This is a genomic window from Nonomuraea sp. NPDC048881, from assembly GCF_040649795.1.
Lineage (GTDB): Bacteria > Actinomycetota > Actinomycetes > Streptosporangiales > Streptosporangiaceae > Nonomuraea.
On record NZ_JBEZGC010000009.1, the window covers coordinates 449,663 to 474,182 of the forward strand.

25 protein-coding genes are annotated in these 24,520 nt (G+C 73.0%); 13 read left to right on the plus strand and 12 right to left on the minus strand.

The window, feature by feature from the left end; translation table 11 throughout:
• The first annotated feature begins 11 nt into the window (after positions 1-11).
• On the plus strand, positions 12-1,784 hold the full coding sequence (locus AB0C33_RS31735) for an NAD+ synthase (protein ID WP_358294231.1): 1,773 nt from the start codon (positions 12-14) through the stop codon (positions 1,782-1,784).
• Positions 1,785-1,920: 136 nt separating this feature from the next.
• Positions 1,921-3,033 carry a DNA alkylation repair protein gene (locus AB0C33_RS31740; RefSeq protein WP_358294233.1) on the plus strand — a complete coding sequence of 371 codons (1,113 nt, stop codon included), beginning with the start codon at positions 1,921-1,923 and terminating at the stop codon, positions 3,031-3,033.
• A gap of 70 nt (positions 3,034-3,103) precedes the next feature.
• Here AB0C33_RS31740 and AB0C33_RS31745 read toward each other — a convergent pair whose 3' ends face one another.
• From AB0C33_RS31745 to AB0C33_RS31755, 3 genes are all read right to left on the minus strand, one after another.
• Positions 3,104-3,721 carry a TetR/AcrR family transcriptional regulator gene (locus AB0C33_RS31745; protein WP_358294234.1) on the minus strand — a complete coding sequence of 206 codons (618 nt, stop codon included), beginning with the start codon at positions 3,719-3,721 and terminating at the stop codon, positions 3,104-3,106.
• Between the two features lie 7 nt (positions 3,722-3,728).
• A complete protein-coding gene (locus AB0C33_RS31750) occupies positions 3,729-5,270 on the minus strand; it encodes an MFS transporter (RefSeq protein WP_358294236.1) in 1,542 nt (513 codons plus the stop codon).
• Positions 5,271-5,499: 229 nt separating this feature from the next.
• A complete protein-coding gene (locus AB0C33_RS31755) occupies positions 5,500-6,741 on the minus strand; it encodes an MFS transporter (protein ID WP_358294237.1) in 1,242 nt (413 codons plus the stop codon).
• 134 nt (positions 6,742-6,875) lie between these two features.
• Between AB0C33_RS31755 and panB the strand changes: the two genes are divergently transcribed.
• On the plus strand, positions 6,876-7,715 hold the full coding sequence (panB, locus tag AB0C33_RS31760) for a 3-methyl-2-oxobutanoate hydroxymethyltransferase (protein ID WP_358294238.1): 840 nt from the start codon (positions 6,876-6,878) through the stop codon (positions 7,713-7,715).
• 41 nt (positions 7,716-7,756) lie between these two features.
• On the opposite strand, the gene AB0C33_RS31765 is transcribed toward panB, so the two are convergent.
• Both AB0C33_RS31765 and AB0C33_RS31770 read right to left on the minus strand, forming a co-directional pair.
• The gene (locus AB0C33_RS31765) at positions 7,757-8,692 is read right to left on the minus strand and encodes a serine/threonine dehydratase (protein ID WP_358294240.1); all 936 of its coding nucleotides are present in this window, start codon (positions 8,690-8,692) and stop codon (positions 7,757-7,759) included.
• 47 nt (positions 8,693-8,739) lie between these two features.
• The gene (locus AB0C33_RS31770; protein WP_358294242.1) at positions 8,740-9,912 is read right to left on the minus strand and encodes an aminotransferase class I/II-fold pyridoxal phosphate-dependent enzyme; all 1,173 of its coding nucleotides are present in this window, start codon (positions 9,910-9,912) and stop codon (positions 8,740-8,742) included.
• 60 nt (positions 9,913-9,972) lie between these two features.
• Between AB0C33_RS31770 and AB0C33_RS31775 the strand changes: the two genes are divergently transcribed.
• Genes AB0C33_RS31775 through AB0C33_RS31800 form a run of 6 tightly spaced genes read left to right on the plus strand, consistent with a single transcriptional unit; the run spans position 9,973 to position 15,481 of the window.
• A complete protein-coding gene (locus tag AB0C33_RS31775) occupies positions 9,973-11,409 on the plus strand; it encodes a PLP-dependent aminotransferase family protein (RefSeq protein ID WP_358294244.1) in 1,437 nt (478 codons plus the stop codon).
• Positions 11,410-11,422: 13 nt separating this feature from the next.
• Positions 11,423-12,112, plus strand: a complete 690-nt coding sequence (locus AB0C33_RS31780; RefSeq protein ID WP_358294246.1) for an alpha/beta hydrolase — start codon at positions 11,423-11,425, stop codon at positions 12,110-12,112.
• Between the two features lie 46 nt (positions 12,113-12,158).
• Complete coding sequence (locus tag AB0C33_RS31785) at positions 12,159-13,040, plus strand: ABC transporter ATP-binding protein (protein ID WP_358294248.1); 882 nt, start codon at positions 12,159-12,161, stop codon at positions 13,038-13,040.
• On the plus strand, positions 13,037-13,756 hold the full coding sequence (locus tag AB0C33_RS31790) for an ABC transporter permease (protein ID WP_358294250.1): 720 nt from the start codon (positions 13,037-13,039) through the stop codon (positions 13,754-13,756). Before AB0C33_RS31785 ends, AB0C33_RS31790 begins: the two co-directional genes overlap by 4 nt.
• A 19-nt stretch (positions 13,757-13,775) precedes the next feature.
• A complete protein-coding gene (locus AB0C33_RS31795; protein WP_358294252.1) occupies positions 13,776-14,879 on the plus strand; it encodes a histidine kinase in 1,104 nt (367 codons plus the stop codon).
• Complete coding sequence (locus AB0C33_RS31800; protein ID WP_358294254.1) at positions 14,876-15,481, plus strand: response regulator transcription factor; 606 nt, start codon at positions 14,876-14,878, stop codon at positions 15,479-15,481. The genes AB0C33_RS31795 and AB0C33_RS31800 overlap by 4 nt, the downstream gene beginning before the upstream one ends.
• Here the strand turns inward: AB0C33_RS31800 and npdG are convergent.
• Complete coding sequence (gene npdG, locus AB0C33_RS31805; RefSeq protein WP_358294256.1) at positions 15,478-16,131, minus strand: NADPH-dependent F420 reductase; 654 nt, start codon at positions 16,129-16,131, stop codon at positions 15,478-15,480. The genes AB0C33_RS31800 and npdG overlap by 4 nt on opposite strands.
• A gap of 102 nt (positions 16,132-16,233) precedes the next feature.
• On the opposite strand from npdG, the gene AB0C33_RS31810 reads away from it, so the two are divergent.
• Positions 16,234-16,812, plus strand: coding sequence for a hypothetical protein (locus AB0C33_RS31810; RefSeq protein WP_358294258.1), 579 nt, complete (start codon positions 16,234-16,236; stop codon positions 16,810-16,812).
• A 31-nt stretch (positions 16,813-16,843) separates the two neighbouring features.
• Here AB0C33_RS31810 and AB0C33_RS31815 read toward each other — a convergent pair whose 3' ends face one another.
• Positions 16,844-17,785, minus strand: a complete 942-nt coding sequence (locus tag AB0C33_RS31815; RefSeq protein ID WP_352353485.1) for a LysR family transcriptional regulator — start codon at positions 17,783-17,785, stop codon at positions 16,844-16,846.
• Between the two features lie 73 nt (positions 17,786-17,858).
• Between AB0C33_RS31815 and AB0C33_RS31820 the strand changes: the two genes are divergently transcribed.
• Both AB0C33_RS31820 and AB0C33_RS31825 read left to right on the plus strand, forming a co-directional pair.
• Positions 17,859-18,110, plus strand: a complete 252-nt coding sequence (locus tag AB0C33_RS31820) for a hypothetical protein (protein ID WP_358294260.1) — start codon at positions 17,859-17,861, stop codon at positions 18,108-18,110.
• Positions 18,107-18,778 carry a cyclase family protein gene (locus AB0C33_RS31825; protein ID WP_358294262.1) on the plus strand — a complete coding sequence of 224 codons (672 nt, stop codon included), beginning with the start codon at positions 18,107-18,109 and terminating at the stop codon, positions 18,776-18,778. The genes AB0C33_RS31820 and AB0C33_RS31825 overlap by 4 nt, the downstream gene beginning before the upstream one ends.
• 7 nt (positions 18,779-18,785) lie before the next feature.
• On the opposite strand, the gene AB0C33_RS31830 is transcribed toward AB0C33_RS31825, so the two are convergent.
• Complete coding sequence (locus AB0C33_RS31830) at positions 18,786-18,962, minus strand: hypothetical protein (protein ID WP_352323881.1); 177 nt, start codon at positions 18,960-18,962, stop codon at positions 18,786-18,788.
• Positions 18,963-18,994: 32 nt separating this feature from the next.
• Between AB0C33_RS31830 and map the strand changes: the two genes are divergently transcribed.
• The gene (gene map / locus AB0C33_RS31835; protein ID WP_352353489.1) at positions 18,995-19,843 is read left to right on the plus strand and encodes a type I methionyl aminopeptidase; all 849 of its coding nucleotides are present in this window, start codon (positions 18,995-18,997) and stop codon (positions 19,841-19,843) included.
• A 13-nt stretch (positions 19,844-19,856) separates the two neighbouring features.
• On the opposite strand, the gene AB0C33_RS31840 is transcribed toward map, so the two are convergent.
• From AB0C33_RS31840 to AB0C33_RS31855, 4 genes are all read right to left on the minus strand, one after another.
• Positions 19,857-20,246, minus strand: a complete 390-nt coding sequence (locus AB0C33_RS31840) for an ATP-binding protein (protein WP_358294264.1) — start codon at positions 20,244-20,246, stop codon at positions 19,857-19,859.
• A 206-nt stretch (positions 20,247-20,452) separates the two neighbouring features.
• A complete protein-coding gene (locus AB0C33_RS31845) occupies positions 20,453-22,429 on the minus strand; it encodes a cytochrome c oxidase assembly protein (protein ID WP_358294266.1) in 1,977 nt (658 codons plus the stop codon).
• Positions 22,426-23,007: a copper resistance CopC family protein gene (locus AB0C33_RS31850; RefSeq protein ID WP_358294267.1), complete on the minus strand. Its 582-nt coding sequence runs from the start codon at positions 23,005-23,007 to the stop codon at positions 22,426-22,428. Before AB0C33_RS31850 ends, AB0C33_RS31845 begins: the two co-directional genes overlap by 4 nt.
• Before the next feature lie 44 nt (positions 23,008-23,051).
• The gene (locus tag AB0C33_RS31855) at positions 23,052-24,335 is read right to left on the minus strand and encodes a helix-turn-helix transcriptional regulator (RefSeq protein ID WP_358294269.1); all 1,284 of its coding nucleotides are present in this window, start codon (positions 24,333-24,335) and stop codon (positions 23,052-23,054) included.
• Positions 24,336-24,520: the final 185 nt, after the last annotated feature.

The following is a 24,520-nucleotide window of genomic DNA, read 5'->3' on the forward strand; positions in this document are numbered from 1 at the left end:
AGGCTAATGATGTGGCACAACTGCGCATAGCCCTGGCACAGACGAACCCGACCGTCGGCGACCTGGCCGCCAACGCCGAGCGGCTGGTCGCGTGGACCCGTGACGCCGCCGAGCGGGGCGCTCACCTCGTCGTCTTCACCGAGATGTTCCTCACCGGCTATCCCGTCGAGGACCTGGTGCTGCGCACGTCCTTCGTGGACGCCAGCATCAGGACCCTGGAGGAGGTGGCGCGCAGGCTCGACCGCGAGGGACTGGGCGACCTCCCCGTGGTCGTCGGCTACGTCGACCGCGCCGGCCTGGCCCCCCGCGTGGGGCAGCCCAAGGGCGCGCCGCTGGACGCGGCCGCGCTGCTGCACAAGGGCGAGGTCGTCACCCGCACGGCCAAGCACCACCTGCCCAACTACGGCGTGTTCGACGAGTACCGCTACTTCGTGCGCGGCGACCGGTTGCCGATCTTCCGGCTGCACGGCGTGGACGTGGCGATCGCGGTCTGCGAGGACCTCTGGCAGGAGGGCGGGCCGGTGTCCGTCGTCGGCCAGGCGGGCGCCGGGCTGCTGGTGGTGCCGAACGCCTCCCCCTACGAGAAGGAGAAGGACGACGTACGGCTGGAGCTGTGCGCCCGCAGGGCGCGCGAGGCCGGCTGCGCGCTCGCCTACGTCAACCAGGTCGGCGGCCAGGACGAGCTGGTCTTCGACGGCGACTCGATCGTCGTGGACGGCTCGGGCGAGCTGGTCGCGCGGGCCGGTCAGTTCCGTGAGGAGCTGCTGGTCGTGGACCTCGACCTGCCGGTCGCCGACGCCGAGCCGGGGACGTTCCCCCACGACGCCCTCGACGGCACCACGATCACCGTGGAGCGCCGGGTGCTCTCGCAGGAGCCCGTGGCGCCCTACCCGGCGGCACCCGCCCCCGTCGCCGAGCGGCTCGACCTGGCCGCCGAGGTGTACTCGGCCCTGGTGCTCGCGGTACGCGACTACGTGGCCAAGAACGGCTTCCAGTCGGTCATCCTGGGCCTGTCCGGCGGCATCGACTCGGCCCTGACGGCGGCCATCGCCTCCGACGCGATCGGCCCGTCCCGGGTCCACGTCGTGCTCATGCCCTCGCGCTACTCCTCCGACCACTCGCTGGCAGACGCCGAGGACCTGGTGGCCAGGCAGGGCATCAACTCCAGGATCGCGCCGATCGCCGAGATCGTCACGGCCTTCGAGAAGGAGATCGAGCTGTCGGGCCTGGCCGCGGAGAACCTCCAGGCCAGGGTGCGCGGCATGATCCTCATGGGCCTGTCGAACGAGCACGGCCACCTGGTGCTCACCACCGGCAACAAGAGCGAGCTGGCGACCGGCTACTCCACCCTCTACGGCGACTCGGCCGGCGGCTTCGCCCCGATCAAGGACGTGCCGAAGACGATGGTGTGGGAGCTGGCCAGGTGGCGCAACGCGCACACCTGCGAGGGCTTCCTGATGGCCGTCGAGCAGCCGATCCCGGAGAACTCGATCACCAAGGAGCCCAGCGCCGAGCTGCGTCCCGACCAGCGCGACACCGACTCGCTGCCGCCGTACGAGGTGCTGGACCGGCTGCTGGACGACTACGTGGAGAAGGACATGGGCTCGCAGGAGCTCATCGCGGCCGGGCACGACCCGGCGCTGGTCACGCGGGTGATCAGGCTGGTGGACCTGGCGGAGTACAAGCGCCGCCAGTACCCGCCGGGCCCGAAGATCACGCCGAAGAACTTCGGGCGCGACCGCCGTCTGCCCATCACCAACCGGTGGCGGGAGACGACCGGCTGACCCACCGCTCTCGTCCACCCGCGAGAGGACGGGCTGCTCCGCCCGCCTTCTTCGGCAAGACGACCGGCAGGCTCGCCCGCCCCCGCCACTCCGGAGGGGCGGGCGGATTGTCGGTCGTGCGTGGCAGGGTGGGCGCGTGGCACAACCGCTCAAAGACCTGATCAACGCCCGGTCCGTCTCGGTGCTGGCCGGCGGCATGGCCGCCGTGTGGCCGTCGTTCCCGCGCGCCCGGTTCACCGAGCACGCCCTGGCCGGGCTCGGCCCGCTGGAGCTGAAGGGCCGCGTCAGGCACGTCTCCGCGGCCCTCCACGACGCCCTCCCGCTGCCCTACCCGCGCGCCGCCGAGCTGGTGCGGGCCTGCGCCGCGCGGGGGGAGCTCGACCTGTGGAGCGGCTGGCCGCTCACCGACCACACCGCCGTCCACGGGCTCGGCCACCTGGAGGCGGCGATGGCCACGCTGGCGGCGCTCACGCCGTACTCGACGGGCGAGTTCGCCGTGCGCCCCTACCTCGACCGCCACCGCGACGACGCCCTCAAGATCATGTACGGCTGGGCCGAGTCCCCCGACGAGCACCTGCGCCGCCTGGCCTCCGAAGGCTCCCGGCCGCGCCTGCCGTGGGCGCCGCGAGTCGGCTGGCTGATGGCGCCCGGCCCCACCCTGCCCCTGCTCGACCTGCTGCGCGACGACCCGAGCGAATACGTCCGCCGCTCGGTCGCCAACCACGTCAACGACCTGGCCAAGGACCACCCCGACGCGGCGCTCGCCGTGCTGGCCCGCTGGCGGGCGGGCGGCGGCTCGCACGTCGAGCGGGTCGTCCGCCACGCGGTGCGCGGGCTGCTGCGGTCCGGGCATCCCGAGGCGCTCGCGCTGCTGGGCGCCACGCCGGGCAGCGGCTCGGCGCGGGCGCTCACCCTGGAGTCCGACACGGTCGCCGTCGGCGGCAGCCTGGCCTTCACCGTCACGGTCACGGCGGGCGCGCCCGGCCCGCTGGTGCTCAAGTACGCCGTCCGCCGGGCGGGCTCGCGCCGCGTCTTCCACCTGGGCGAACGCTCGGCCACCGCCGAGGGGGCGGCGTTCACGCTGCGCAAGAGCCATTCCTTCCGCCCGGTCACCACCCGCAACGAGCCGCCCGGCCCGCGCGAGCTCGACGTCATCGTCAACGGCCGCGTGGCCGCCACCGTGCCCTTCACCCTGACCAGCGCCCCCGGCCCGGCGACGCAGGCGGCGCAGGGCATGGCGCGGCAGTAGGGCACAGGCCCCCGGAACGACGAACGGAGGCCGTCCCGAGGGACGCGCCTCCGTGACGGGTGAGGGCGGTTCAGGGCTCGGCGCGGTCTCCGGCCAGTCCGAGCAGGACCATGTCGACCACCCGTTCGGCCAGGTCGGCCGGGAGGTCGCCGGCCGGACCCCACTTCGACTGCCACATCATCGTGCCGGAGAACAGGGCCATCGCCAGGTCGACGTCGAGGTCGGGCCGGAGCTCGCCGGTGGCGACGCCGCGCTCGACCACCGAGCGCAGCGCCTCCCTGCGCGGTTCGACGGCCCGCTTCACGAAGCGCTCCATCAGCCGGGGATAACGATCGGCCTCGCTCATCGCGATGTTCATCACGCACCGGGTGCGGGCCTGGCCCGCCTCCCGGCGCATCGCGTCGAGCAGGACGATCAGGTCGTCGCGCACGGAGATGCCGGACAGCGGCGGGAGCGGCGCCTTCAGCGTGGACAGGGCGTCGACGACCAGGTCCTCCTTGTTGGACCAGCGCCGGTAGATCGTGGTCTTGCCGACGCCCGCCCGCGACGCGATGGCCTCGATCGACAGCTCCGACACCCCCATGCCCTCGCCGATCAGGTCGAGGGTCGCGTCGATGATCGCCTTCTCGGCCTTCTCGCTGCGCGGACGGCCCGCCGGGCGGGCAGTCCCTGAATCCTGGATCGTCATCGCGGCCTCACACTACCGCTGGTTCCTTCTGTTCCGCCTGCTGGACCGGGCGCGCCTTGCCCGGCATCCACTTGGCCACCACCGCGACGCCCACCAGGCCGATCACGGCCGACACCATCGCCGTGACGTGCATGCCGTCGACGAAGGCGGCGAAGGCGGGCTTGATCAGCGCATGGCCGCGCTCGCCGAGCTTCCCGGCGAACTCCATCGTCGCCATGATCGACTCACCGGCGGCGTGCGGGGCGCCGGCCGGGAGCGCCGAGGCGATCTCGCCGCGGTAGCTGCTGGACAGGACCGAGCCGAGCACGGCCACGCCGAGCGCGCCGGCGACCTGGCGGACGGTGTTGCTCATGGCCGAGCCCACACCGGCCTTCTCCCTGGGCAGCGCCTCCATGATGGCGGTGGTCGCGGGCGGCATGATGTTCGCCATCGCCGCACCCTGGACGAAGAAGATGATCTCGATCAGCACCACGGGCGTGTCGACGTCCATCAGCGCGTAGCTGCCCAGCGCCGCGGTCACCACGAGCATGCTGACCGTGGCCGACAGCTTGGCGCCGAAGAGCTGGTTCACCCGCTGGCTGAGCGGCGCGAAGATGAGCTGCGCGGCGGCGAACGGGATCATCAGGGCCCCCGCCTGGATCGGGCTGAAGCCCAGCACGATCTGCAGGTAGAAGGTCAGGAAGAACATCCCGCCCATCATCGCGAAGAAGACCAGGCCCATCATGCCGATGGCCGAGCTGAACCGTACGTTGCTGAAGTTGCGCACGTCGAACACCGGGTTGTCGATGCGACGCTCCCACCACACGAACACGCCCAGCACGAGCAGGCCGGCCACCGTCGGGACGATCACCTCGGCGCTGGCCAGGGTGCCCAGGTCGCCGCCGCGGATGATGCCGTAGACCAGCGCGACCAGACCGATGATCGACAGCAGCACGCCCACCGGGTCGAGCCTGGACGGCTTCGGGTCACGCGACTCGGGCACGAAGGCGGCGATGAGGAACATGCTGATCACCACGATCGGCACGTTGATCAGGAACACCGAGCCCCACCAGAAGTGCTCGATGAGCAGGCCGCCGGTGATCGGGCCGATCGCCACCGCGAGCCCCACGCCGCCGGCCCAGATGCCGATCGCCTTGCCACGCTCGCCGGGCGGGAACACGTTGGAGATGATCGCCAGCGTGGCCGGCATGATCGCCGCGCCGCCGATGCCCATCGCCGCCCTGGCGAGGATCAGCTGCATCGGGTCCTGGGAGTAGGCGCTGGCCAGCGAGGCCAGGCCGAACAGCGCCATGCCGATGAACAACATGCGCTTGCGGCCCGTGCGGTCGCCGATCACGCCGAAGGTGAACAGCAGCCCGGCGAACACCAGCGTGTAGGAGTTGATCGCCCACTCCAGCTGGCCCTGCGTCGCGCCCAAGCCGGCATGGGGGTCGGCGATGGTCTTCATCGCCACGTTGAGGATCGTGTTGTCCAGCACGACCGCCAGGAGGCTGAACACCAGCACTCCCAGGATGCCCCACCTGCGTGGATGCCCCGCGTTCTGATCCATGAGAACGTCCTTAATTTCGATACGACCAAGTTTCGCAACGACACCGTATCGCAAGGTATTCCGATACGCAACGGTCTCGTTTCGTAACTTTCGCCTGACGGGCGGAGTGCGCACGGGGAAACAAACGGGAAACCCCGTTCACCCCCCGCACAGGGCGTCACAAGGCCCTGCGGACACCGCTGACAGGCCTCCCGGCCCGAACGGCCGGCAGGCTGGAACCACCGCCGGATCAGCTCTTGGTCGCCGCCGGAGGCAGCACGTGCTCCTTGGCGTCGCGCGGCGGGCCCGCGACCGGGGTGGCGGCGGCCGGCGGACGCCGCCGCCACAGCGGCAGCGCGACCACCACCATGACCACCCCGACCAGCCCCGCCACCACGAACGCCCACGTCGGCCCGCTGCCGTCGATGATCGCCCCGGCGATCGGCGAGGACGCGGCACCGCCGATGAGCAGGGCCGTGCCGTGCAGGCCCATCGCCTCGCCCCTGGCCGCGGCGGGCACCCAGCGGCTGAGCACGTCGACGGTGGAGGACAGCGCCGGGGCGCACAGCAGGCCGGCGGGCAGCATCGCCAGGATCAGCCACCGCCAGTCGGCGCCGGCCAGGCCCACGGGGATGGTCAGCAGGCCCATGCCCGCGATGAGCACCAGGGGCGAGAAGCCGCGCGACAGCCCGCCGTAGACGAAGCCCCCGACCAGCGAGTAGAGGCACCAGATCGCCACGGCGAGGCCCACCCACTGCGTCTCGCCCGCGGTGTTGATGGTGGCCACCAGCCCGAGCTCGGTCGCGGTGAGGATGAACGTGGCCGCCGCCGTGGTGCCGAGCAGCGCGACGAAGCCCGGCGTGAGCCACTGCCGCCGCGGCACCTTCACCACCGGCTCCTCCAGCTCGACGGCCGACCGGGTGGGCGGGTTGAACACGATCAGCCCGAGGCCCGCGGCCGTGATGCCGACGCCGATGAGGGCCAGCGTCGTCGTGCTGCCCAGCGTGGTGATGCCGGCCGCGGCGAGCGCGGGACCGGTCATGTACGACAGCTCGACCAGCATCGAGTCGAGCGTGAACCCGGTGCGCCGCTGCTCCGGCGGCACCAGCGCGGCCAGCGACTGCCTGGTCACGCTGAACACCGGCAGGTTGAGCAGGCCCGCCACGGCCGCCGCGACGGCGAGGGCGGGCAGCGGCAGCGCCCACGCGCACGACCAGAACACCGCCTGGGCCAGGGTGGTGACGACGAGCACGGGACGCACCCCGTGGCGGTCGACGAACCGGCCCGACAGCGGCGAGCCGACGGCCATGCCGACCGTGCTGGCCATCGTCACCACGCCGGCCTCGACGTAGCCGAGGCGCAACCCGAAGACCACGTGGAGGGTGAGCGCCATTCCCATGGCGGTGGCCGGGACGCGCGCGAGCATCCCCACCAGGAGCAGAGTGCGGACGCCGGGCAGCCGGAAGAGCCTGCGGTATTGGTCGAGAGCCATGGTGTGTCGTTTACCTCCGCGTCGATTGTGTCAAGAGGCACCGACAGTTTCGCCACTGGATTTCCCCTCATGACATCATCGAAGGAGTCCGGGGACGTCACTGGGACGCCTCGAGACGTTTCTGGAGGTAGTCCATGTCATCTACCACGTCTTCCACCACGCTGTACGGCGGCGCGTCGGGCCGCCGGGTCACCGTCCGCGACCTCGCGGCGGCCAAGGAGCGCGGAGAGCGGTGGCCCATGGTCACCGCCTACGACGCGATGACGGCCCGGGTGTTCGACCAGGCGGGCGTGCCCGTGCTGCTGGTCGGCGACTCCGCGGCCATGGTCGTCTACGGCTTCGACTCCACTCTCCCGGTCACCCTCGACCACCTCGTCCCGCTCACCGCGGCCGTGGTGCGGGGGTCGTCGCGGGCGCTGGTCGTGGCGGACCTGCCGTTCGGGTCGTACCAGGGGTCGCCGCAGCAGGCGCTGGAGTCGGCGGCCAGGTTCATGAAGGAGGCGGGGGCGCACGCGGTCAAGCTGGAGGGCGGCCGGCGGGTGCTGCCGCAGGTCGAGGCGCTGGTGTCGGCGGGCGTGCCGGTCATGGCGCACCTCGGGCTCACGCCGCAGTCGGTCAACACGCTCGGCGGCTACCGGGTGCAGGGGCGCGGCCAGTCGGGCGACGAGCTGATGGCCGACGCCAAGGACCTGGAGCGGGCCGGGGCGTTCGCGGTGGTGCTGGAGTGCGTGCCGGCCGATCTGGCCCACCGGGTGACCACGTCGCTGTCGATCCCCACGGTCGGCATCGGGGCAGGGCCGTCCACGGACGCGCAGGTCCTGGTGTGGCAGGACCTGATGGGGCTGACGCCGCGCCCGGCCAAGTTCGTCAAGCGCTACTTCGACCTGGCCTCGGAGATGGACCGCGCGGTGCGGGCCTTCGCCGACGAGGTGACCTCGGGGGCCTTCCCGGCCCCCGAGCACACCTACTGCTGACGCCTACAGCCGGCCGCGCGCCCCGCGCATCCGGGACGGGCTCACCCCGCCGCGCCGGAGAGCGTGGCGGGGTCGGTGTTGGAGCCGCAGACCACGACGGCCACCCGCTCACCCGCCGCGGGCCGGTAGGCCCCCGACAGCAGCGCCGCGTACGCCGCCGCGCCCGCGGGCTCGGCCACCAGCCGGTGCCGCTCCCACAACGTCCGCCGGGCCGCGACGATCGCGTCGTCGTCCACCAGGACGCTGTCCACCCCGGCCCCCGACAACACCTCGAACGCCAGCCCGCCGAGCTGCGTGGCGCCCAGCGCGTCGGCCGCCACGCCGCCCACCTGCACCGGCACCGGACGGCCGGCGCGCAGCGCCTCGTGCAGCGTGGGGATGGCGTACGGCTCCACCGCCACGATCCGCGGCGCGTCACCCCCGGCCCGGGCCCCCAGGGTGATCCCGCCGGCGAGCCCGCCGCCGCCCACGGCCACCACCACCGTGTCCACGCCCCCGGTCTGCTCCATGATCTCCAGCCCGGTCGTGCCCTGCCCGGCCAGCACCTCGGCCTGGTCGTAGGCGTGCACGGCCAGCGCGCCCGTCTCGGCGGCCCGCTTGGCGGCGGCCTCCGCGGCCTCGGAGTAGATCGCCCCGGTCTGGGTGGTGTGCGCGCCGAGCGCCTTGAGCCCGGCCACCTTCACCGGGTTCGTCACCTCCGGCACGAAGATCTCGGCCCGCACGCCGAGCGCCCTGGCGGCATGGGCGACGGCCAATCCGTGGTTGCCGCCGCTGGCCGCGATGACCCCGGCGGCGGGCAACGGGCCGGCCGACAGGATGCGATTGAAGGCCCCCCGCACCTTGAAGGAGCCCGAGTGCTGCAGCAACTCCAGTTTCAGTGACAGGCCCGGCGAGATCTCCAGGACGGGCGTGCGCAGCACGTGCCCTTCGATCCGGCCGGCCGCGTCAAGGACGTCCTGGTAAGTGACGGTGGTCACGGCTCTCCTTCGGTCGTGCGCCCGCGATCGGCGGGCATGAGCCGACGCTATCCGAGCGCCTGGGCCACGTCTGCCCACAGGTCCTCGGGATGCTCGATGCCCACGGCCACGCGCACCATGCCCTCGCTCACGCCGTGCCTGGCCAGGTCCTCGGGGCCGAGGAAGCGGTGGGAGGTGGTGGCGGGCTGCATGACGCGGGTCTCGACGCCGCCGAGCGAGGGGGCGATGCGCGCCAGCCGTACGGACCGCATGAACGCCTCCCCCGCCGCCCGCCCGCCAGCCAGCTCGAAGGAGAACACGCCGCCGAAGGCGGGCAGCAGCTTGGCGGCCAGCTCGTACGACGGATGCGCGGGCAGCCCCGGCCAGTGGACGGCCGACACGGCGGGGTGCTCGGCGATCCGCCGGGCCAGGAGGTCGGCGTTGGCGCAGTGGCGTTCCATGCGCAGCGGCAGCGTCTGGATCCCGCGCAGCGTCAGCCAGGCCGTGAAGGGCGCGGCCGCGGCGCCCAGTTCGGTGGCGAAGTGCCAGACCCTGCCGTACAGCTCGGGGTCGGCGAAGACGGCGATGCCGCCGATCACGTCGCCGTGGCCGGACAGGTACTTGGTGGCGGAGTGCACGACGACGTCGGCGCCGTGCTCAAGGGGGCGGCAGAGCACGGGCGTGGCGAAGGTGTTGTCCACCACCGACAGGACGCCCAGCTCGCGGGCCGTGGCGCACATCGCGGGCAGGTCGGCGACCAGCCCCATCGGGTTGCTGATGGTCTCCAGGTAGACCAGCCGCGTCTCGGGCCGGACGGCGGCGCGCAGCGCGGCGGGGTCGTTCTCGGGGACGTGGGTGACGGCGATGCCGAACCTGCCGGCCAGGTCGTTGAGCATCGTGGCGGTGCCGCCGTACAGGGAGCGCTGGGCGATGAGGTGGTCGCCGGGCTTGAGCAGGGCGAGCAGCGCGGTGTTGATCGCGCCCATGCCGGAGGCGGCGGCCAGCGCGGCGGCGCCGCCCTCCAGGCCGGACACCGCCAGCTCCAGGGCGCGCACGGTGGGGTTGGTGTCGCGGCCGTAGACGAAGGCGTCGTCGGGACGGGTCATCGCCACGCCCATCAGCTCGGGGTCGTCGAAGGCGAACCCGGCGCTCTGGTAGATGGGCATGCCGATCGGCCGGCTGCCCTCGACCGGGGGCTGCGGCAGGTGGACGGCACGCGTCTCAGGGCGAAAATCACTCATGTCATCGAATATCCCCCGGATTGGTGTGCGGGTGCAGAGCCAATACCGCAGAATTGGTCCATGAATAGAGCCAATCCCGATGACCTCGTCCACCTGCTGGGCCGGTGGGCCTCCGGGCGCGGGCCGCTCTACCTGCTGCTCGCCGCCCGGCTGAGGGCGCTCGTCGACGACGGCGTGCTCCCGCCCGGCGAACGGCTGCCGCCCGACCGGGTGCTGGCCGACCGGCTCGCCGTCGGCCGCGGCACGGTGGTCGCCGCCTACGAGCTGCTCCAGCAGGAGGGCCGGGTGACGCGCCGCCAGGGCAGCGGCACCCGCGTCGCGCCGGGCGACCCGCCGGCCACCAGGACGGCCGACGGCGTGGCGGCCAACCCGCTGATGCTGAACCTCCTGCACGACTCCGACGGCGTGCGGCTGCTGACCTGCGCGGCGCCGGACGACCCGCCGCCGGCGCTGTCCGAGGCGTACCAGGAGGCGGGGGCGCGGGTGGCGGGCCTGCGCGACCTGGGCTACCACCCGGCGGGTCACCCCGCGCTGCGCGAGGCGCTGGCGGGCTACTACGGCGCGCGCGGCCTGCCCACCACGGCGGACCAGATCATGGTGACGACGGGCGCGCAGCAGGCGCTCACGCTGCTGGCCGGGCTGCTGGTGGCGCCGGGCGACACCGTGCTGACCGAGTCGCCGACGTACCCGGGCGCGCTGGAGGTGTTCCGGCACGCGGCGGCCGTCGTCAAGCCCGTCGACCTGGGTGACGACCAGGCACGGCGGGCCGTGCGCGAGCGGCCGGCGCTGGTCTACGGCGTGCCCACCGCGCGCAACCCCGACGGCGCGGTCATGGACGACCCGGGCCGCAGGCGGCTGGCCGCCCTGGCCGCCGCGCACGACGTGCCGCTGATCGACGACGAGGTCTGCGCCGAGCTGTGCTTCTCGGGCGGGACGCCGGCGCCGGTGGCCGCCTTCGGCGGGGGCGAGCGGGTCGTCACCGTCGGCTCGCTGAGCAAGCTGGTGTGGGGCGGGCTGCGGGTGGGCTGGATCCGCGCGGCGGCGCCGGTGGTCTCGCGGCTGTCCCGGCTGCGGGCCGTGCACGATCTCGGCGGCGAGGTCTTCAGCCAGCTCGCCGCCGTCGCGCTGCTGCGCCGCCTCGACGAGGTGCGCGAGACCCGCGTACGCGCCCTGCGCCGGCGGCACGACCACCTGTGCGCCGAGCTGCGGGCGCGCCTGCCGTCCTGGACGTTCGAGCCGGCCCAGGGCGGCCAGACCGTCTGGGTGCGCCTGCCGCGCGGCGACGCCGGCTCCTTCGCCCAGGTGGCGCTCCGGCACGGCGTCGCGGTGCCGCCGGGCGGCTCATTCGACCCGCTGGGCGGCCACGCCGCCCACCTGCGCCTGCACTTCCTGTTCCCCGAGGAGGAGCTGTCGCGGGCGGTGTGCGACCTCGCGGCGGCCTGGGCGGCCTACGACGGCGCCGGGAAACCCGTCTCCCGGCACGCCCTCGTCGTCTGACAGGGTGGAGGCCATGGAAACGACCTTCGTGCTGGTGCACAGCCCTTCCGTCGGGCCCTCGACGTGGGCTCCGGTGGCCGAGTCGCTGGGGCGGCGCGGCCGGGCGGCCGTCGTCCCCGACCTGACCGGCGTGTCCGCCGGCGGGGCGCCGTACTGGCCGCGCGTGGTCGCGGCGGTGCGCGCGGCCGTGCCCTCCGACGGGCCGCTCGTGCTGGTGGCGCACAGCAACGCCGGGTTCTTCGTGCCGGTGATCAAGGAGGGGCTGGGCGACCGGGTGGTGGCCTGCGTGTTCGCCGACGCGCACGTGCCGCCGTCCCAGGGGCTGGTCAGGACGGCCGAGGAGGGCTTCCTGCCGTTCCTGCGCGGCCTGGCGGGCCCCGACGGCGTGCTGCCGCGCTGGACCGACTGGTGGGACGAGGAGGACATCGTGGCCATGCTCCCCGACCCCGCCCAGCGGCTGCTGGTCACGGGCGAGCAGCCGCGGCTGCCCCTCGACTACTACACGCAGCCCGTCCCCGTGCCCGCGGGCTGGGACGCGGTCAGGTGCTCGTGCCTGTGGTTCGGGCCGCCGTACGAGGAGGTGGCCCGCGACGCGGCCGGGCGCGGCTGGCCGGTGACCCGGCTGCCCGGCCTCCACCTGCACCAGGTGATCGACCCCGAGGGGGTCACGGACGCGCTGCTGAAGCTGTCCAGGAAGTCGTGAATTCTTCACTGTCGGCCCCCTGACCCGTCCGGCCATAGTCGGACACATGATCGAGGTGAACGAGCTCAGGAAGAACCACGGGACATTCGCGGCGGTCAGGGGCGTCTCGTTCCGGGTGGGCGAGGGCGAGATCTTCGCCCTGCTCGGCCGGAACGGCGCCGGCAAGACCACCACGGTCGAGGTGCTGGCCGGCTTCCAGCGGCCGGACGGCGGCGCCGTCCGGGTCGCCGGCCTCGACCCCTGGTCCGACCGCGCGGCCGTCCGGCAGCGCGTCGGCATCATGCTCCAGGAGGCCGGGTTCTTCCCCGACCTGACGGTCGCCCAGACGGTCGCGGTCTGGCGCGACTTCACCCCCGTGCCGCGCCCGGCCGGGGAGGCGCTCGACCTGGCCGGCCTGACGGACAAGGCCGGGACCAGGGTGCGCCAGCTCTCCGGCGGCGAGAAGCGCCGGCTCGACCTGGCGCTCGCCCTGCTCGGCCGCCCCGACGTGCTGTTCCTCGACGAGCCCACGACCGGCATGGACCCCGAGGCCCGCGCGAACACGTGGGAGGTCGTCTCCGGCCTGGCCGCGCGCGGCACCACGATCCTGCTCACCACCCACTACCTGGAGGAGGCCCAGCGCCTGGCCTCGTCCATGGCGATCATGGACAGGGGCGAGATCGTCGCGGCCGGCGGGATGGCCGAGACGCTGGCCGCGCGGGGCGGACGGGTGACGTTCCGGCTGCCCGCCGGGGTCGCCGCGGATGACCTGCCGGTGCCGGCCACGGTGGAGTCCGGCGCCGCCGTCTGCCGGGCCGAGGACCCCGACCTGGCCGCGCAGACGCTGCTGACCTGGGCGGCCGGCCGCGGGCTGCGGCTGACCGGCCTGGAGGTCCGCGCGGCCACCCTCGAAGACCTCTTCCTCGACCTGCCCAGGAGCGCCCGATGAGCCTGACCGCCACCTACCGTCTCGGCACCCGCCTGTTCTGGCGCGACCGCGCCATGCTGGCCGCCTCGGTGATCACCCCCGTCGGGCTGACCGTGGGCATGCCGGCGCTGATGCGGCACGTCACCGGGGGCGGCGTGCCGTTCGCGACGGCGGTGTTCCACAGCTCGCTGGCGATCGTGCTGGCGCTCACCGCGTTCATGAACATCGCGGTCGCCCTGACCAACCGGCGCGACCAGCTCGTGCTCAAGCGGCTGCGGGCCGGGCTGCTGACCGACGCGCAGATCCTGGCCGGCCAGGTCGCCGCCACGGCCACGCAGACCTTCCTGGTGATCGTGCTGTGCGCGGTGGCCGTGCGGTTCGCCGCCGGGGTGCCGCTGCCGGACGACCCGCTGCTGTTCGCCGCCGTGACCGCCGCGGGCTCGGCCGTCCTGGCGCTGCTGGGGGCGGCGTACACGGCGGCGATCCCGCGGAGTGAGCTGGCCGGGGCGTTCGCCATGCCGGTGTTCCTGGTCGCCGCGGTTTCGGCGGGCGCGATGGGGCCGATCCCGCTGCCCTCGTGGCTGAGCCCGGTGCTGGACCTGCTGCCCACCTCGGCCGTGGTGCACGCGGCGAAGACCGGGGAGGCGCTCGTGCCGGCGCTCGTCCTGGCCGGGTGGGCGGTGGCGGGCGTGGTGGCGATCCGGCTGTGGTTCCGCTGGGAACCGCGCCGGTCCTGAGTCGGACATAATCGCTGCTGTGGTGGTCTCGTCCTCGGCGCAGAGGCTCGCGCGCGTGCTCATCACGGGCGTCTCGGTCGTCTATTCGCTCATCGGGCTGCTCTACTTCATGGGCGGCCCGGCGATCGGGCTGCTCGCGGCGGCCGTGACGGTCGCCGTCGTCTCCACCCACTACGTCAACATGCGGGCCGCCCTGCGCGGCGGGCGCCCGCCGCTGTTCCCGGCCACGCTGGTGCTCCAGGCCGTCGTCACCTACGCGGGCGACTACCTGCTGCCGAGCGGCTGGTCGTCGATCGCCGCCCCGCTGCTGGCCGGGACCCTGCTGGTGTTCCTGGGGCTGCGCTGGGCCGTGCCGCTGGTCGTCCTCATGATGCTGTACGAGGGCGCCATCATGTGGATCGGCCCCCACTACGCCGTGGTCACCCTGTTCTACGTGATCGCCGTCCCCATCACCGGCTCGATGATCTACGTCCTGGTCCGGCTCGTCCGCGTCGCCGCCGAGCTGGAGGAGGCCAGGGCCGAGCTGGCCGACGCCGCCGTGCTCAAGGAACGCCTGCGCATCTCCCGCGACCTGCACGACGGCCTGGGTCGCAGCCTCACCGCCATCGCGCTCAAGGGCGACCTGGCCGCCCGCCTGATGGACCGCGACCCCGCCTCCGCCCGCGGCGAGGTGGGCGAGCTGGTACGCGTCGCCCGCGAGGCCGCCCAGGACGTCCGCCACGTGGCCCGCGGCTACCGCGCGATGTCGCTGAGCGGCGAGACCGACCGCGCGGCGGCGCTGCTGGAGTCGTCGGGGGTGAGCTGCCAGGCGCACCTGGCCGACGTGGCGCTGCCCCGGCGGGCCGAGGAGGCGCTGGCGTGGGGGGTGCGCGAGGCGGTCACCAACGTCCTGCGCCACAGCAGGGCCACCACCTGCACGATCACCACGTCGCTGCGGGACGGCCGGGTCCGCCTGGAGGTCGCCAACGACGGCGCGGCCGGCGGCGAGCCCGGCGCTGAGCCCGGCGTGCCCGGCGGTGGCCTCACCGGGCTCGCCGAACGGGCCTCCCAGGCGGGCGGCACGTGCGCCGCCGCCGCCACGGACGGCGGCGGCTTCCTGCTGGCCATGGAGGTTCCGGCGTGATCCGGGTGCTGCTGGCCGAGGACATGCACATGATCCGCGCCGCGCTCACCGCCCTGCTCCGGCTGGAGCCGGACATCGAGGTGGTGGCGGAGGTCGTGCGCGGCGACGAGATCGTGCCGGTCGCCCTCGACGTCCGGCCCGACGTGGCGGTCGTGGACATCGACCTGCCGGTGACCGACGGCATCACCGCCGCCGCCGAGCTGCGCGAACGGCTCCCGTCCTGCCGGATCCTGGTGCTCACGGCCATGGGGCAGCCCGGCCACCTGCGCCGGGCGCTGGCCGCGGGCATCGAGGCGTTCCTGGTCAAGGACGCGCCGGGCGACCGCCTGGCCGAGGCCATCAGGCGCACCGCGGCCGGTCTGCGCGTGCTGGAGAGCGAGCTGGTCTCCTCGGCCATGGAGTACGGCGAGAGCCCGCTCACCCCCCGCGAGACCACCGTGCTCCGGCAGGCCGCCAGGGGCGCGACCGCCGAGGAGATCGCCGCCGGCCTGCACCTGTCGGCAGGCACGGTGCGCAACTACCTCACGGCCGCGATCACCAAGACGGGCGCCCGCAACAAGATCGACGCCGTCCGCGTCGCCGAGGACGCGGGCTGGCTCTAGACGTCGGTGACGCGCAGCCCGGCGTGGGCCTTGTAGCGGCGGTTGATCGAGATGAGGTTGGCGGTCAGCGCCTCGACCTGGTGGGCGTTGCGCAGCCGGCCGCCGTAGACGCCGCGCACCCCCGGGATCAGCTCGGCCAGCGCCTGCACGGTGTCGGTCGCCTCGCGGTCGTCGCCGAGCACCAGCACGTCGAGGTCGACCTTCTCCACGGCCGGGTCCATCAGCAGCACGGCCGACACGTGGTGGAAGGCCGCCACGACCCGGCTCTCGGGAAGCACCGCGGCGGCCTGCTGGGCGGCGCTGCCCTCTTCCACCGGCAGCGCGTAGGCGCCCTGCTTGTCGAAGCCGAGCGGGTTGACGCAGTCGACCACGATCTTCCCGGCCAGCTCGGCGCGCAACGACTCCAGCAGCGCCTTGTGCCCCTCGTACGGCACCGCCACGATCACGACGTCGGCCTCGGCCGCCACGTCGGCGTTGGCCCCGCCCCGCGCGCCCGAGCCGATCGAGCCGGCCGCCTCCTGGGCCCGCTCGGCGCTGCGCGAGCCGATCAGCACCGTGTGCCCGGCCAGCGCGAACCGCCGCGCCAGCCCCTTCCCCTGGTCGCCGGTGCCGCCGAGGATCGCGATGGAGAGCCCGTTCACATCTGTCATGGCTCCGATCATGCCAGCCCCGGCGGCGCGGGCCGCAGGCCGGGGGCGGCACCCGGCGGCGAACGGGCCACCTCCGCCGCGCTCCTCGTGCACCATGGAGGCATGGACTCAGGTTCGGTGGCATTCCTGCGCGAGCTCCTGGCCACGACGGGCTGGCTCGAACGCACCCGCGAGCTGGGCCTGGCCCTGCGGACCACCCGCTCGCCCGGCGGCCTGCTGCTCGTCGGCCCCCCGGACGACGAGCCCTGGCACGTCACCGCCCACCTCAGCGACGAGGCCAGGTTCTCCGGCCTGCCGCAGCTCGCGCCCACCCTGATCCGCTGGTCGCCGCCCGCCGACGCCCCCGCCCACCTGCGTGTCGGCCTCGACCGCCTGCGGCAGGCGGGGCGCGGCGAGACCCTGTTCGTGCTGTCGGAGCAGGCGGCGCCCGTCCCGCTGCTGGAACGCGTCGACGACGCCCGCCGTACGGGGGCCACCATCCTGGCGATCGAGGGCGCCGACTCCGAGCTGAGCGGGCTGGCCCACGACTCCATCGCCGTCCCGGCCACCGGGCTGATCACCTTCGACGGCGCCCAGCACCTGGTCAGCGCGGCGGCCGGTGAGGTCGAGCGGCGGGCGGGGCTGCGCGAGCGCCTGGCCCGCCTGCTGGAGAAGGTCAGCGGCCCCCGCCTGTCGGAGTAGCGCGCGGCTACGGGTCAGGTACGGCCGCGGGTCAGGGCTGGGCGGCGAGGCGGGGGCCGAGGGCGGCCCGCAGGTTCTCGGTGGCCTCCTCGATGGCGCCGATCACCACCGCCTGCACCGGGTCCGGCTCGCCCGACCGCGTCCTGCTCACCCGGGTGACCGCGTCCAGGCGGCGCGCCCCCACCTCCCGTACCTCGCTCACCCGCACCTCGCCCTCCGGCACGTCGAGCAGGGCCAGCGCGGGCACGATCGCCACCCCGTGCCCGGCCGCCACCAGCGCGAGCACCGGCGAGAAGTCGGTGACGACGTGCGTCCTGCGCGGCTCGACGCCGTGGATCCCGGCGAGCCGGTCGAGCGCCTGCCCGCACGCCTGGTCCGGCTCGGCGGCCACCCAGGGCAGGCGCATCAGGTCGGCCGTCGACTCCGGCTCGGGCCAGTCGGGCGGCAGCACGACCCGGAACTCGTCCACGTGCAGCGGCCGGACGTTCAGCGACGGCTGCGCCGGGACCGGCAGGCTCATGTCCTGCTCGGTGATGAGCAGGTCGACCGCGCCCAGGCGCAGCTCCTGGAGGGCGGGCTGGCCGTAGACCTCGTGGATGACCGGCGTGATGCGGGGGTGGCGCTCGGCCAGGGCGCGCATCGCGGGCACCAGCATGTGCTTGATCGCCGTGGGGAAGGCGGCGATCCGCACCGGCCCGGCCAGGCGTTCGGTGAACCTGGTCAGCTCCTTCCTGGCCTCGCTCAGCTCCTCCTCGACGCGCTCGGCGTACCCGGCGAGCACGCGTCCCGCCGGGGTGAGCGAGACGCGGCGCTGGGAGCGGTCGATGAGCGCCAGCCCGACCTCGCGTTCGAGCTGGGCGAGCTGCTGGGAGACCGCGGAGGGGGTGAGGAACAGCGCCTCGGCCGCGCGCATCACGCCGCCGCGGCGGGCGACCTCGTGCAGGACACGCAGGCGTCGAGGATCAATATCCATGCAGGTCAGCTTACGTCTACCTTTAGCTTTCTTTATTTGTGCTTTAAGGCCAAAAATCCAGAGAATATCGGCCATGGATCTCCTCCTCGACGCCGTCGGCTGGGCCGGAGCCGCCCTGCTGCTGGCCGGGTACGCCCTGGTCTCGTCCGCGCGGCTGTCCGGCGACGGCGCGACGTACCAGGTCGTCAACCTGCTCGGCGCGCTCGGGCTCATGGTCAACAGCGCCTACAACGCCGCCTGGCCCTCGACCGGGCTGAACCTCGTCTGGGCCGCCATCGGCACGGTGGCCCTCGTCCGACTCGGCCGGGTGGGAGCCGCCAAATGATCGTCGAACTCAGCCACCGCATCACCGAGGGCATGACCACCTACCCCGGCGTCCCGGGGCCGACGCTGGGCACCCACCTGAGCAGGGAGGACTCACGCGAGGTCTACGCCCCGGGCACCGAGTTCGAGATCGGCGTGATCACGCTGGCCGCCAACACCGGCACCTACCTGGACACCCCGCACCACCGCTACGCCGGCGGCCAGGACCTGGCACAGGTGCCGCTGAGCAGCCTGGCCGACCTGCCCGGCCTGGTCGTACCGGCCTCGGGGGACGGCCGCGAGGTGGTGCTCGACACCGCGCTCGACACCGGGCCCGACACCGCGCTCGACGTACGCGGCCGGGCGGTGCTGATCCACACCGGCTTCGACCGCCACTTCGGCACCGGCGCCTACTTCCGCGACCACCCGTACCTGGCGCCCGAGTCGGCGGCGTGGCTGGCCGAGCAGGGCGCGGCGCTGGTCGGCATCGACTCGCTCAACATCGACGACACCCCGCCGCACGGCGAACGCCCCGCCCACACGATCCTGCTGAAGGCGGGGATCCCGATCGTCGAGCACCTGACGGGGTTGTCGGCGCTGCCCGCGGAGGGGTTCAGGTTCCATGCCGCGCCCCCGATGATCGCGGGCATGGGCACCTTCCCCGTGCGGGCCTACGCCGTCGTGCCGTAGGCGGGGGTCACTCGTCCTCCTGCTCGGCCTCGTCCCACGCCTTGTTGCGGTCGGCGGCGCGCTGCAACGCGCCCGCCGCCTCCTCCTCCGAGGCGTAGGGACCCATCCGGTCCTTGTTGGGGCAGCCCTGGTCGGGCTCGACCCGCATGTGCTTGAGACAGAACCACCACTGGCCTTCGCTCACATGGTCAATTCTGCCCCGTAGACTCGTGTTTCATGACGACACTGCTCCAGCCCGGGCGAGTCTCGCCCGTCCGGAAGGTCCCCGCCCACATCGAGCGGCCGGAGTACGTCGGCAAGAAGCGCCCCACGACCGGCGAGTCCGACGTGAAGACCCCCGAGATCATCGAGCGCATGCGCGTGGCGGGCCGCATCGCCGCGCAGGCGCTCGAAGAGGTCGGCCGGCACATCGCCCCGGGCGTCACCACCGACGAGCTCGACCGCATCGGCCACGAGTTCCTGATCGACCACGGCGCCTACCCCAGCACGCTGGGCTACAAGGGCTATCCCAAGTCGCTGTGCACCTCGATCAACGAGGTCATCTGCCACGGCATCCCCGACGACACCGTGCTGCGCGACGGCGACATCGTCAACATCGACATCACCGCCTACATCGGCGGCGTCCACGGCGACACCGACGCCACCTACCTGGTGGGCGAGGTCGACGAGGAGTCGCGCCTGCTGGTCGAGCGCACCCGCGAGGCCATGATGCGGGCCATCAGGGCGGTCGCCCCCGGCCGCCAGCTCAACGTGGTCGGCCGCGTCATCGAGGCGTACGCCAAGCGCTTCGGCTACGGCGTCGTGCGCGACTTCACCGGCCACGGCATCGGCACGAGCTTCCACTCCGGCCTCATGGTCCCCCACTACGACGACCCGTCGCTGCGGGTGGAGCTGGTGCCTGGCATGACGTTCACCATCGAGCCGATGCTCACGCTGGGCACGATCGACTACGACATCTGGCCCGACAAGTGGACCGCAGTGACCAAGGACCGCAAGCGCACGGCCCAGTTCGAGCACACCATCGTGGTCACCGAGACGGGCAGCGAGATCCTGACCCTCCCCTGACCGGCCCCGGCCGTCAGCGTCGTCTGGGGATCGCCCCGCTCACCGTCGTGCCCTCGCCGGGCACGCCGTTGACCGACAGGGTGCCGCCGAGCTCGGCGAACGCGGCCCGCATCCGGGCGATCCCGCGCCCCGCGCCGCCCTCGGCGAAGCCCTGGCCGTCGTCGCTGACCGTCAGGCGCAGGCCGCTCGGGCCCGTGGTCACCGCCACCGCGACCGTACGGGCCCGGCTGTGGCGCTCGACGTTGGACAGCGCCTCGCGCATCGTCTCCATGACGCCGCCGGACACCCGCGAGGGCACGTCGGTGCCGGGCAGCGCCCAGGTCTCGACGGTGATCCCCGTCCGCTCCGACCATTGCGCCAGGAGGCCTTCGAGCGCCTCGGCCAGGCTCTGCCCCCCGCGCATGCGTGTCTCTTCCGCCAATGGTCTCGCCTTCCTCGGCACCCCGGGCCCGCGCCGGTCCCCACTCCGGCGCCCCGCACGCGTCGCGCAATCCCCCCTCAAGGTCTGCGCACGCTAGCTGATGAGGTTATGCCCTTCTCCCCTGTGAGACAGGCTACCCGGCGGTCCTGAGACCTGTGAGCCGAGGATAGGGTGCCATGGCCGAACCGCTACTCGCCCTTGTCAGCGCGGTTGAGACGGGCGAGATAGTCGTTGTAGGAGTCGAGTTCGGTGTCGCGTGCGCCGCCCCGGTCGGCCTTGCGGTCGGCCCGCCGGGCCTGCCGTTCGTCGTCGCGGTACCACTGGGCCGCGATGGCCAGCAGCACGAGCAGCGTCGGGATCTCGCCGAAGCCCCACGCGATGGCCCCGCCGTCCTGCTGGGTCTGCAGCAGGTTGTCGCCCCACGTGCGGCCGAGCGGCTCGTACCAGCCGGCGGCGATCACCGAGCCGGTCATCATCAGCGCGATGCCGAAGAAGGCGTGGAAGGGCATGGTGACGAAGAGCATCAGCAGCCGGCCGACGTACGGCAGCCGGCTCGGGCCCGGGTCGACGCCGATGATCACCCAGAAGAACAGCGAGCCGCTGAGCAGGAAGTGCAGGGTCATCCAGATGTGCCCCAGGTGCTCCTGCATGGCCGACTCGAACAGCGGCGTGAAGTAGAGGGCGTAGGTGGAGGCGACGAAGATGGCCGTCGCCACGACCGGATGGGACATGACCTTGACCGCCCGGCTGTGCAGGATCGTGGTGATCCACTCCCGGGGGCCCCTGTCGCCCCGCCTGGCCGCCGGCTTGAGCGCCCGCAGCGCCAGCGTGACCGGACCGCCCAGGACCAGGAAGATCGGCACGATCATGGACAGCGTCATGTGCTCGATCATGTGCACGTCGAACAGGACCTTGGCGTAGCGGGCCAGGCCGCTCTGGGTGGCGAACACCAGCAGCGCGATGCCGATGAACCAGGCGGCGGTGCGCCCCCACGGCCAGGAGTCGCCGCGCCGCATCAGCCGGTAGACGCCGGCGCCGTAGAGCCCGGCGAGCACGGCGGCCACCGCGGCGAAGAACAGGTCGAACCACCACAGCGAGAACACGTTCGCGATCGTGATCTCCGGCGGGACGGGGAAGCCGAGCAGCTCGAAGGCCCGGTCGGCGGGCACGCTGAACTCGGGGGGCGGCGTGCGCGACAGCGCGACGGCCAACCCGACGGTGGCCAGCATGAGCAGCGTCTCGCCGCCGGCCAGCCGGGTGAACGCCCTGGGCCGGCCCGCCTCCAGGTCGACGAGCGTGCGCTGCCGGTGCCAGTAGCCGACGTAGCCGAGCAGCACGAAGGCGACGATCTTGGCCAGGGCCAGCAGGCCGTACTGGGTGGTCCACAGGTCGGACAGCGCGCCGAGCCGGGCGACCAGGCTGAACACGCCGGACAGGCCGACCGCGACGAAGCACCACAGCGCCAGCGCGGAGAACCGGGCGGCGGCCACGGTGAGCTGCGGCTGCCCGCGCATCGCGTGCGCGGCCAGCACGACCAGGCCGCCCACCCACAGGGCCAGCGCCAGCAGGTGCAGCGAGACCGCCGAGGTGGCCAGGTCGTGGTTGGGCGAGGAGGAGGTGTGGCCGGTCAGCGGCGGCGGCAACATCGTCACCAGCGCGAACACCAGCAGGCCGGCCGCGGCCCCGGCGGTGATCGCGCCGCGCGAGAACAGCGCGATGGCCACCCCGAACAGCACCACCAGCGTGAGCGCCACGCCCTGGGTGGTCTGGGTGGCGGTGCTGGTCAGGTATTCCCGGTTGAGGATCTGCGGGACCGTACGGCCCCAGGAGTCGGCCGTGGTGAACACGATGGCCAGGAACGCCGAGGCGGCCCAGCCGAGCGCCGTCCAGGACGAGGCCCTGACGTAGAGCAGGCCCGGCTTGCCGAGCATGCCCTTGTCGTTGGGCAGCAGCAGGGCGGCCGTGAGCAGCAGGCCGACGGTGAGCACGCCGGTGACGTCCATCAGCAGCTTGGACACCGGCAGGCCCCACCTGACCACCGCCCCGGCGTCGGGCAGCCCGGGGATGATCCTGGGGAAGGCCCGGCCACCGGCGATCATGCCGATCACCAGGGCGGCGACCGCCGCCACCGCACCCGCGAGCGCGAGCCGCGCCGTTCTGCTCATGGCTTCTTCTTCCGCGCGCTGAACAGGAACCCGATGCCGATGCCGACCAGCGCGCCGATCACGATGACCAGCCAGGTCGGGAAGCCGCCCTTCGGCGTGGCCGCCGCCTGGTCGGCCGCGGGAGCGACCGGAGCGGCGGAGGAGGGAGCGGGAGCGGCGGTGGAGGGCGCGGCCGACGCCGCGTCGGTGGCCGACGCGCTCGGCGAGGCCGCCGGAGCCGCCTTGACCGTGAAGGGGATCTCGCCCTCGATGGGATGGCCGTCGGAGGAGACGACCCGGTAGGCGAGGGTGTACTTCCCGCCCGGCAGCGGCCCCTTGACCGCCTGCCGCACCACCGCGCCGTCGACCTCGGGCTTGCCCTCCTGGAAGACGGCCTCATCCGCGCCCCGGACGATGACGAACGGCATGCGCACCTTGGCGGTGAACTCCAGCCTGACCTCGTCGAGGGCCTCGACCTCGGCGCCCTTGGCCGGGTCGCTGCTCTTGAGTGAGTCGTGGGCCAGCGCCGGGGTGGCGGTGCCGAGCACGAACAGGGCGGCGAGAATCGCGGTGAGTGCCGCGAGCGGGGAACTCTTCATGGCACCCCCAAGGCTACCGACGCCACCGCCCGGTCCTGACCTCGCTACAGCCCCGCGCAGGCGAGAGCCCGCTGGTAGGCGTCCACGGCGCCGTCGGAGTCGCCCAGCTGCTCCATCGTCTCGGCGGTGGCGTACCAGGTGGCGGCCGACCGGCGGGAGTCGGGCAACGGCGAGAGCGAGTCGCGTACGGACGACAGCTGCCGCTCGGCCTGGTCCATGCGGCCGACCGAGCCGTAGACCCTGGCGAGCAGCAGTTCCGCCTCGGCCCTGAGGGCGGAGGCGGTGTTGGGCACCAGCCCTCTGCCCCTGTCGGCATGCTCCACGGATTCGTCGAGGTCACCGGTCATGCACTCGGCGCGGGCCAGCTCCACGAGGAGCCGCGCCCGCTCGACGGTGCTGGTGGCGGTCTGCTCGAACTCGACGATCGCGCCACGCAGCACGTCTCGTACGGCCGCGGCCTCCTGGGGGCGGGCCAGCAGGCGCTTGCGGGCGTGCGCGAGCCGCATCCGGGCGATGCTGCCCGGCTGACCGGTCTCCAGCTGCACGGCCATGGCGCGTTCGGCGAAGGACAGCGCCTCCTCCGCGTGCCCGGTGGCGGAGGCCGTGTTGGAGGCCATCCAGTTGGCGGCCACGATCGAGCGCGGCGTGCCGAGGGCGTCGGCGGCGTTCAGCAGCTCGGCCGCGAACTGCCGGGCGCGCAGCAGGTCGCCGCGCTCCATGTACGCCGCGAGCAGGCCGGCGCCGAGCTCCACGAGCAGATCGTTCCACGCGGGTCGCGTGGTGCTGCTCAGCATCTGCTCGCCGACCTCCACCGCCTCGGTGAGCCGCTCGCTCTCGCGGTAGGCGCGGCACAGGTTGGAGGCGATCTCGACGCGGCGGTCGGGAGGCAGCTCCTCCTCCGACAGCCTGAGCAGGATCGCGATCGCGCCGTCGAAGTCTCCGCTGGCCTGGGCGGCGAAGGCGAGTCCGAATTCGGTCTCTTGACGCAAAGCTGTCAAGCCTGTCAGATTGTTGTTCGCCAGCAGCTCGGTGTAGCGCGTCCGGGCCTCGGCGACCTCACCGTTCTCGAGCGCGAGACGCGCGTAGCCGAGCGCCAGCTCGATGTCCTCCATCTGCTCGGCGGTCACGCCGTTGATCAGATAGGACAGCGAGCAGTCGAGTTTCTGGGCCAGCAGCTCCAGGACGGCGGGGGTAGGGGTACGCTTGCCACTCTCGATCAAGGAGACATAGCTGTCCGACAACTCTGGATGCGCCAGCTGTGCCTGTGACAGGCCACGCTGTCGCCGAACGGTCTTGATGCGGAGTCCGACCAGGTCAGATGTGGTCACAGTCGTTGCTCCCTGAGATGATGAAGTCCGAGCAACCCCACACAGGCGAGGGAGAACCCCCCATGCGCATGCGTATTGCCCTGTCCGCGCTAGTCACCGCGATTGTCGCCTTGGTGACTATAGGAGGCAATGTTACGGCCGCGAACGCCGCGACGTCTGCCCTCTCTTCCTTCCAGGAAGATCAG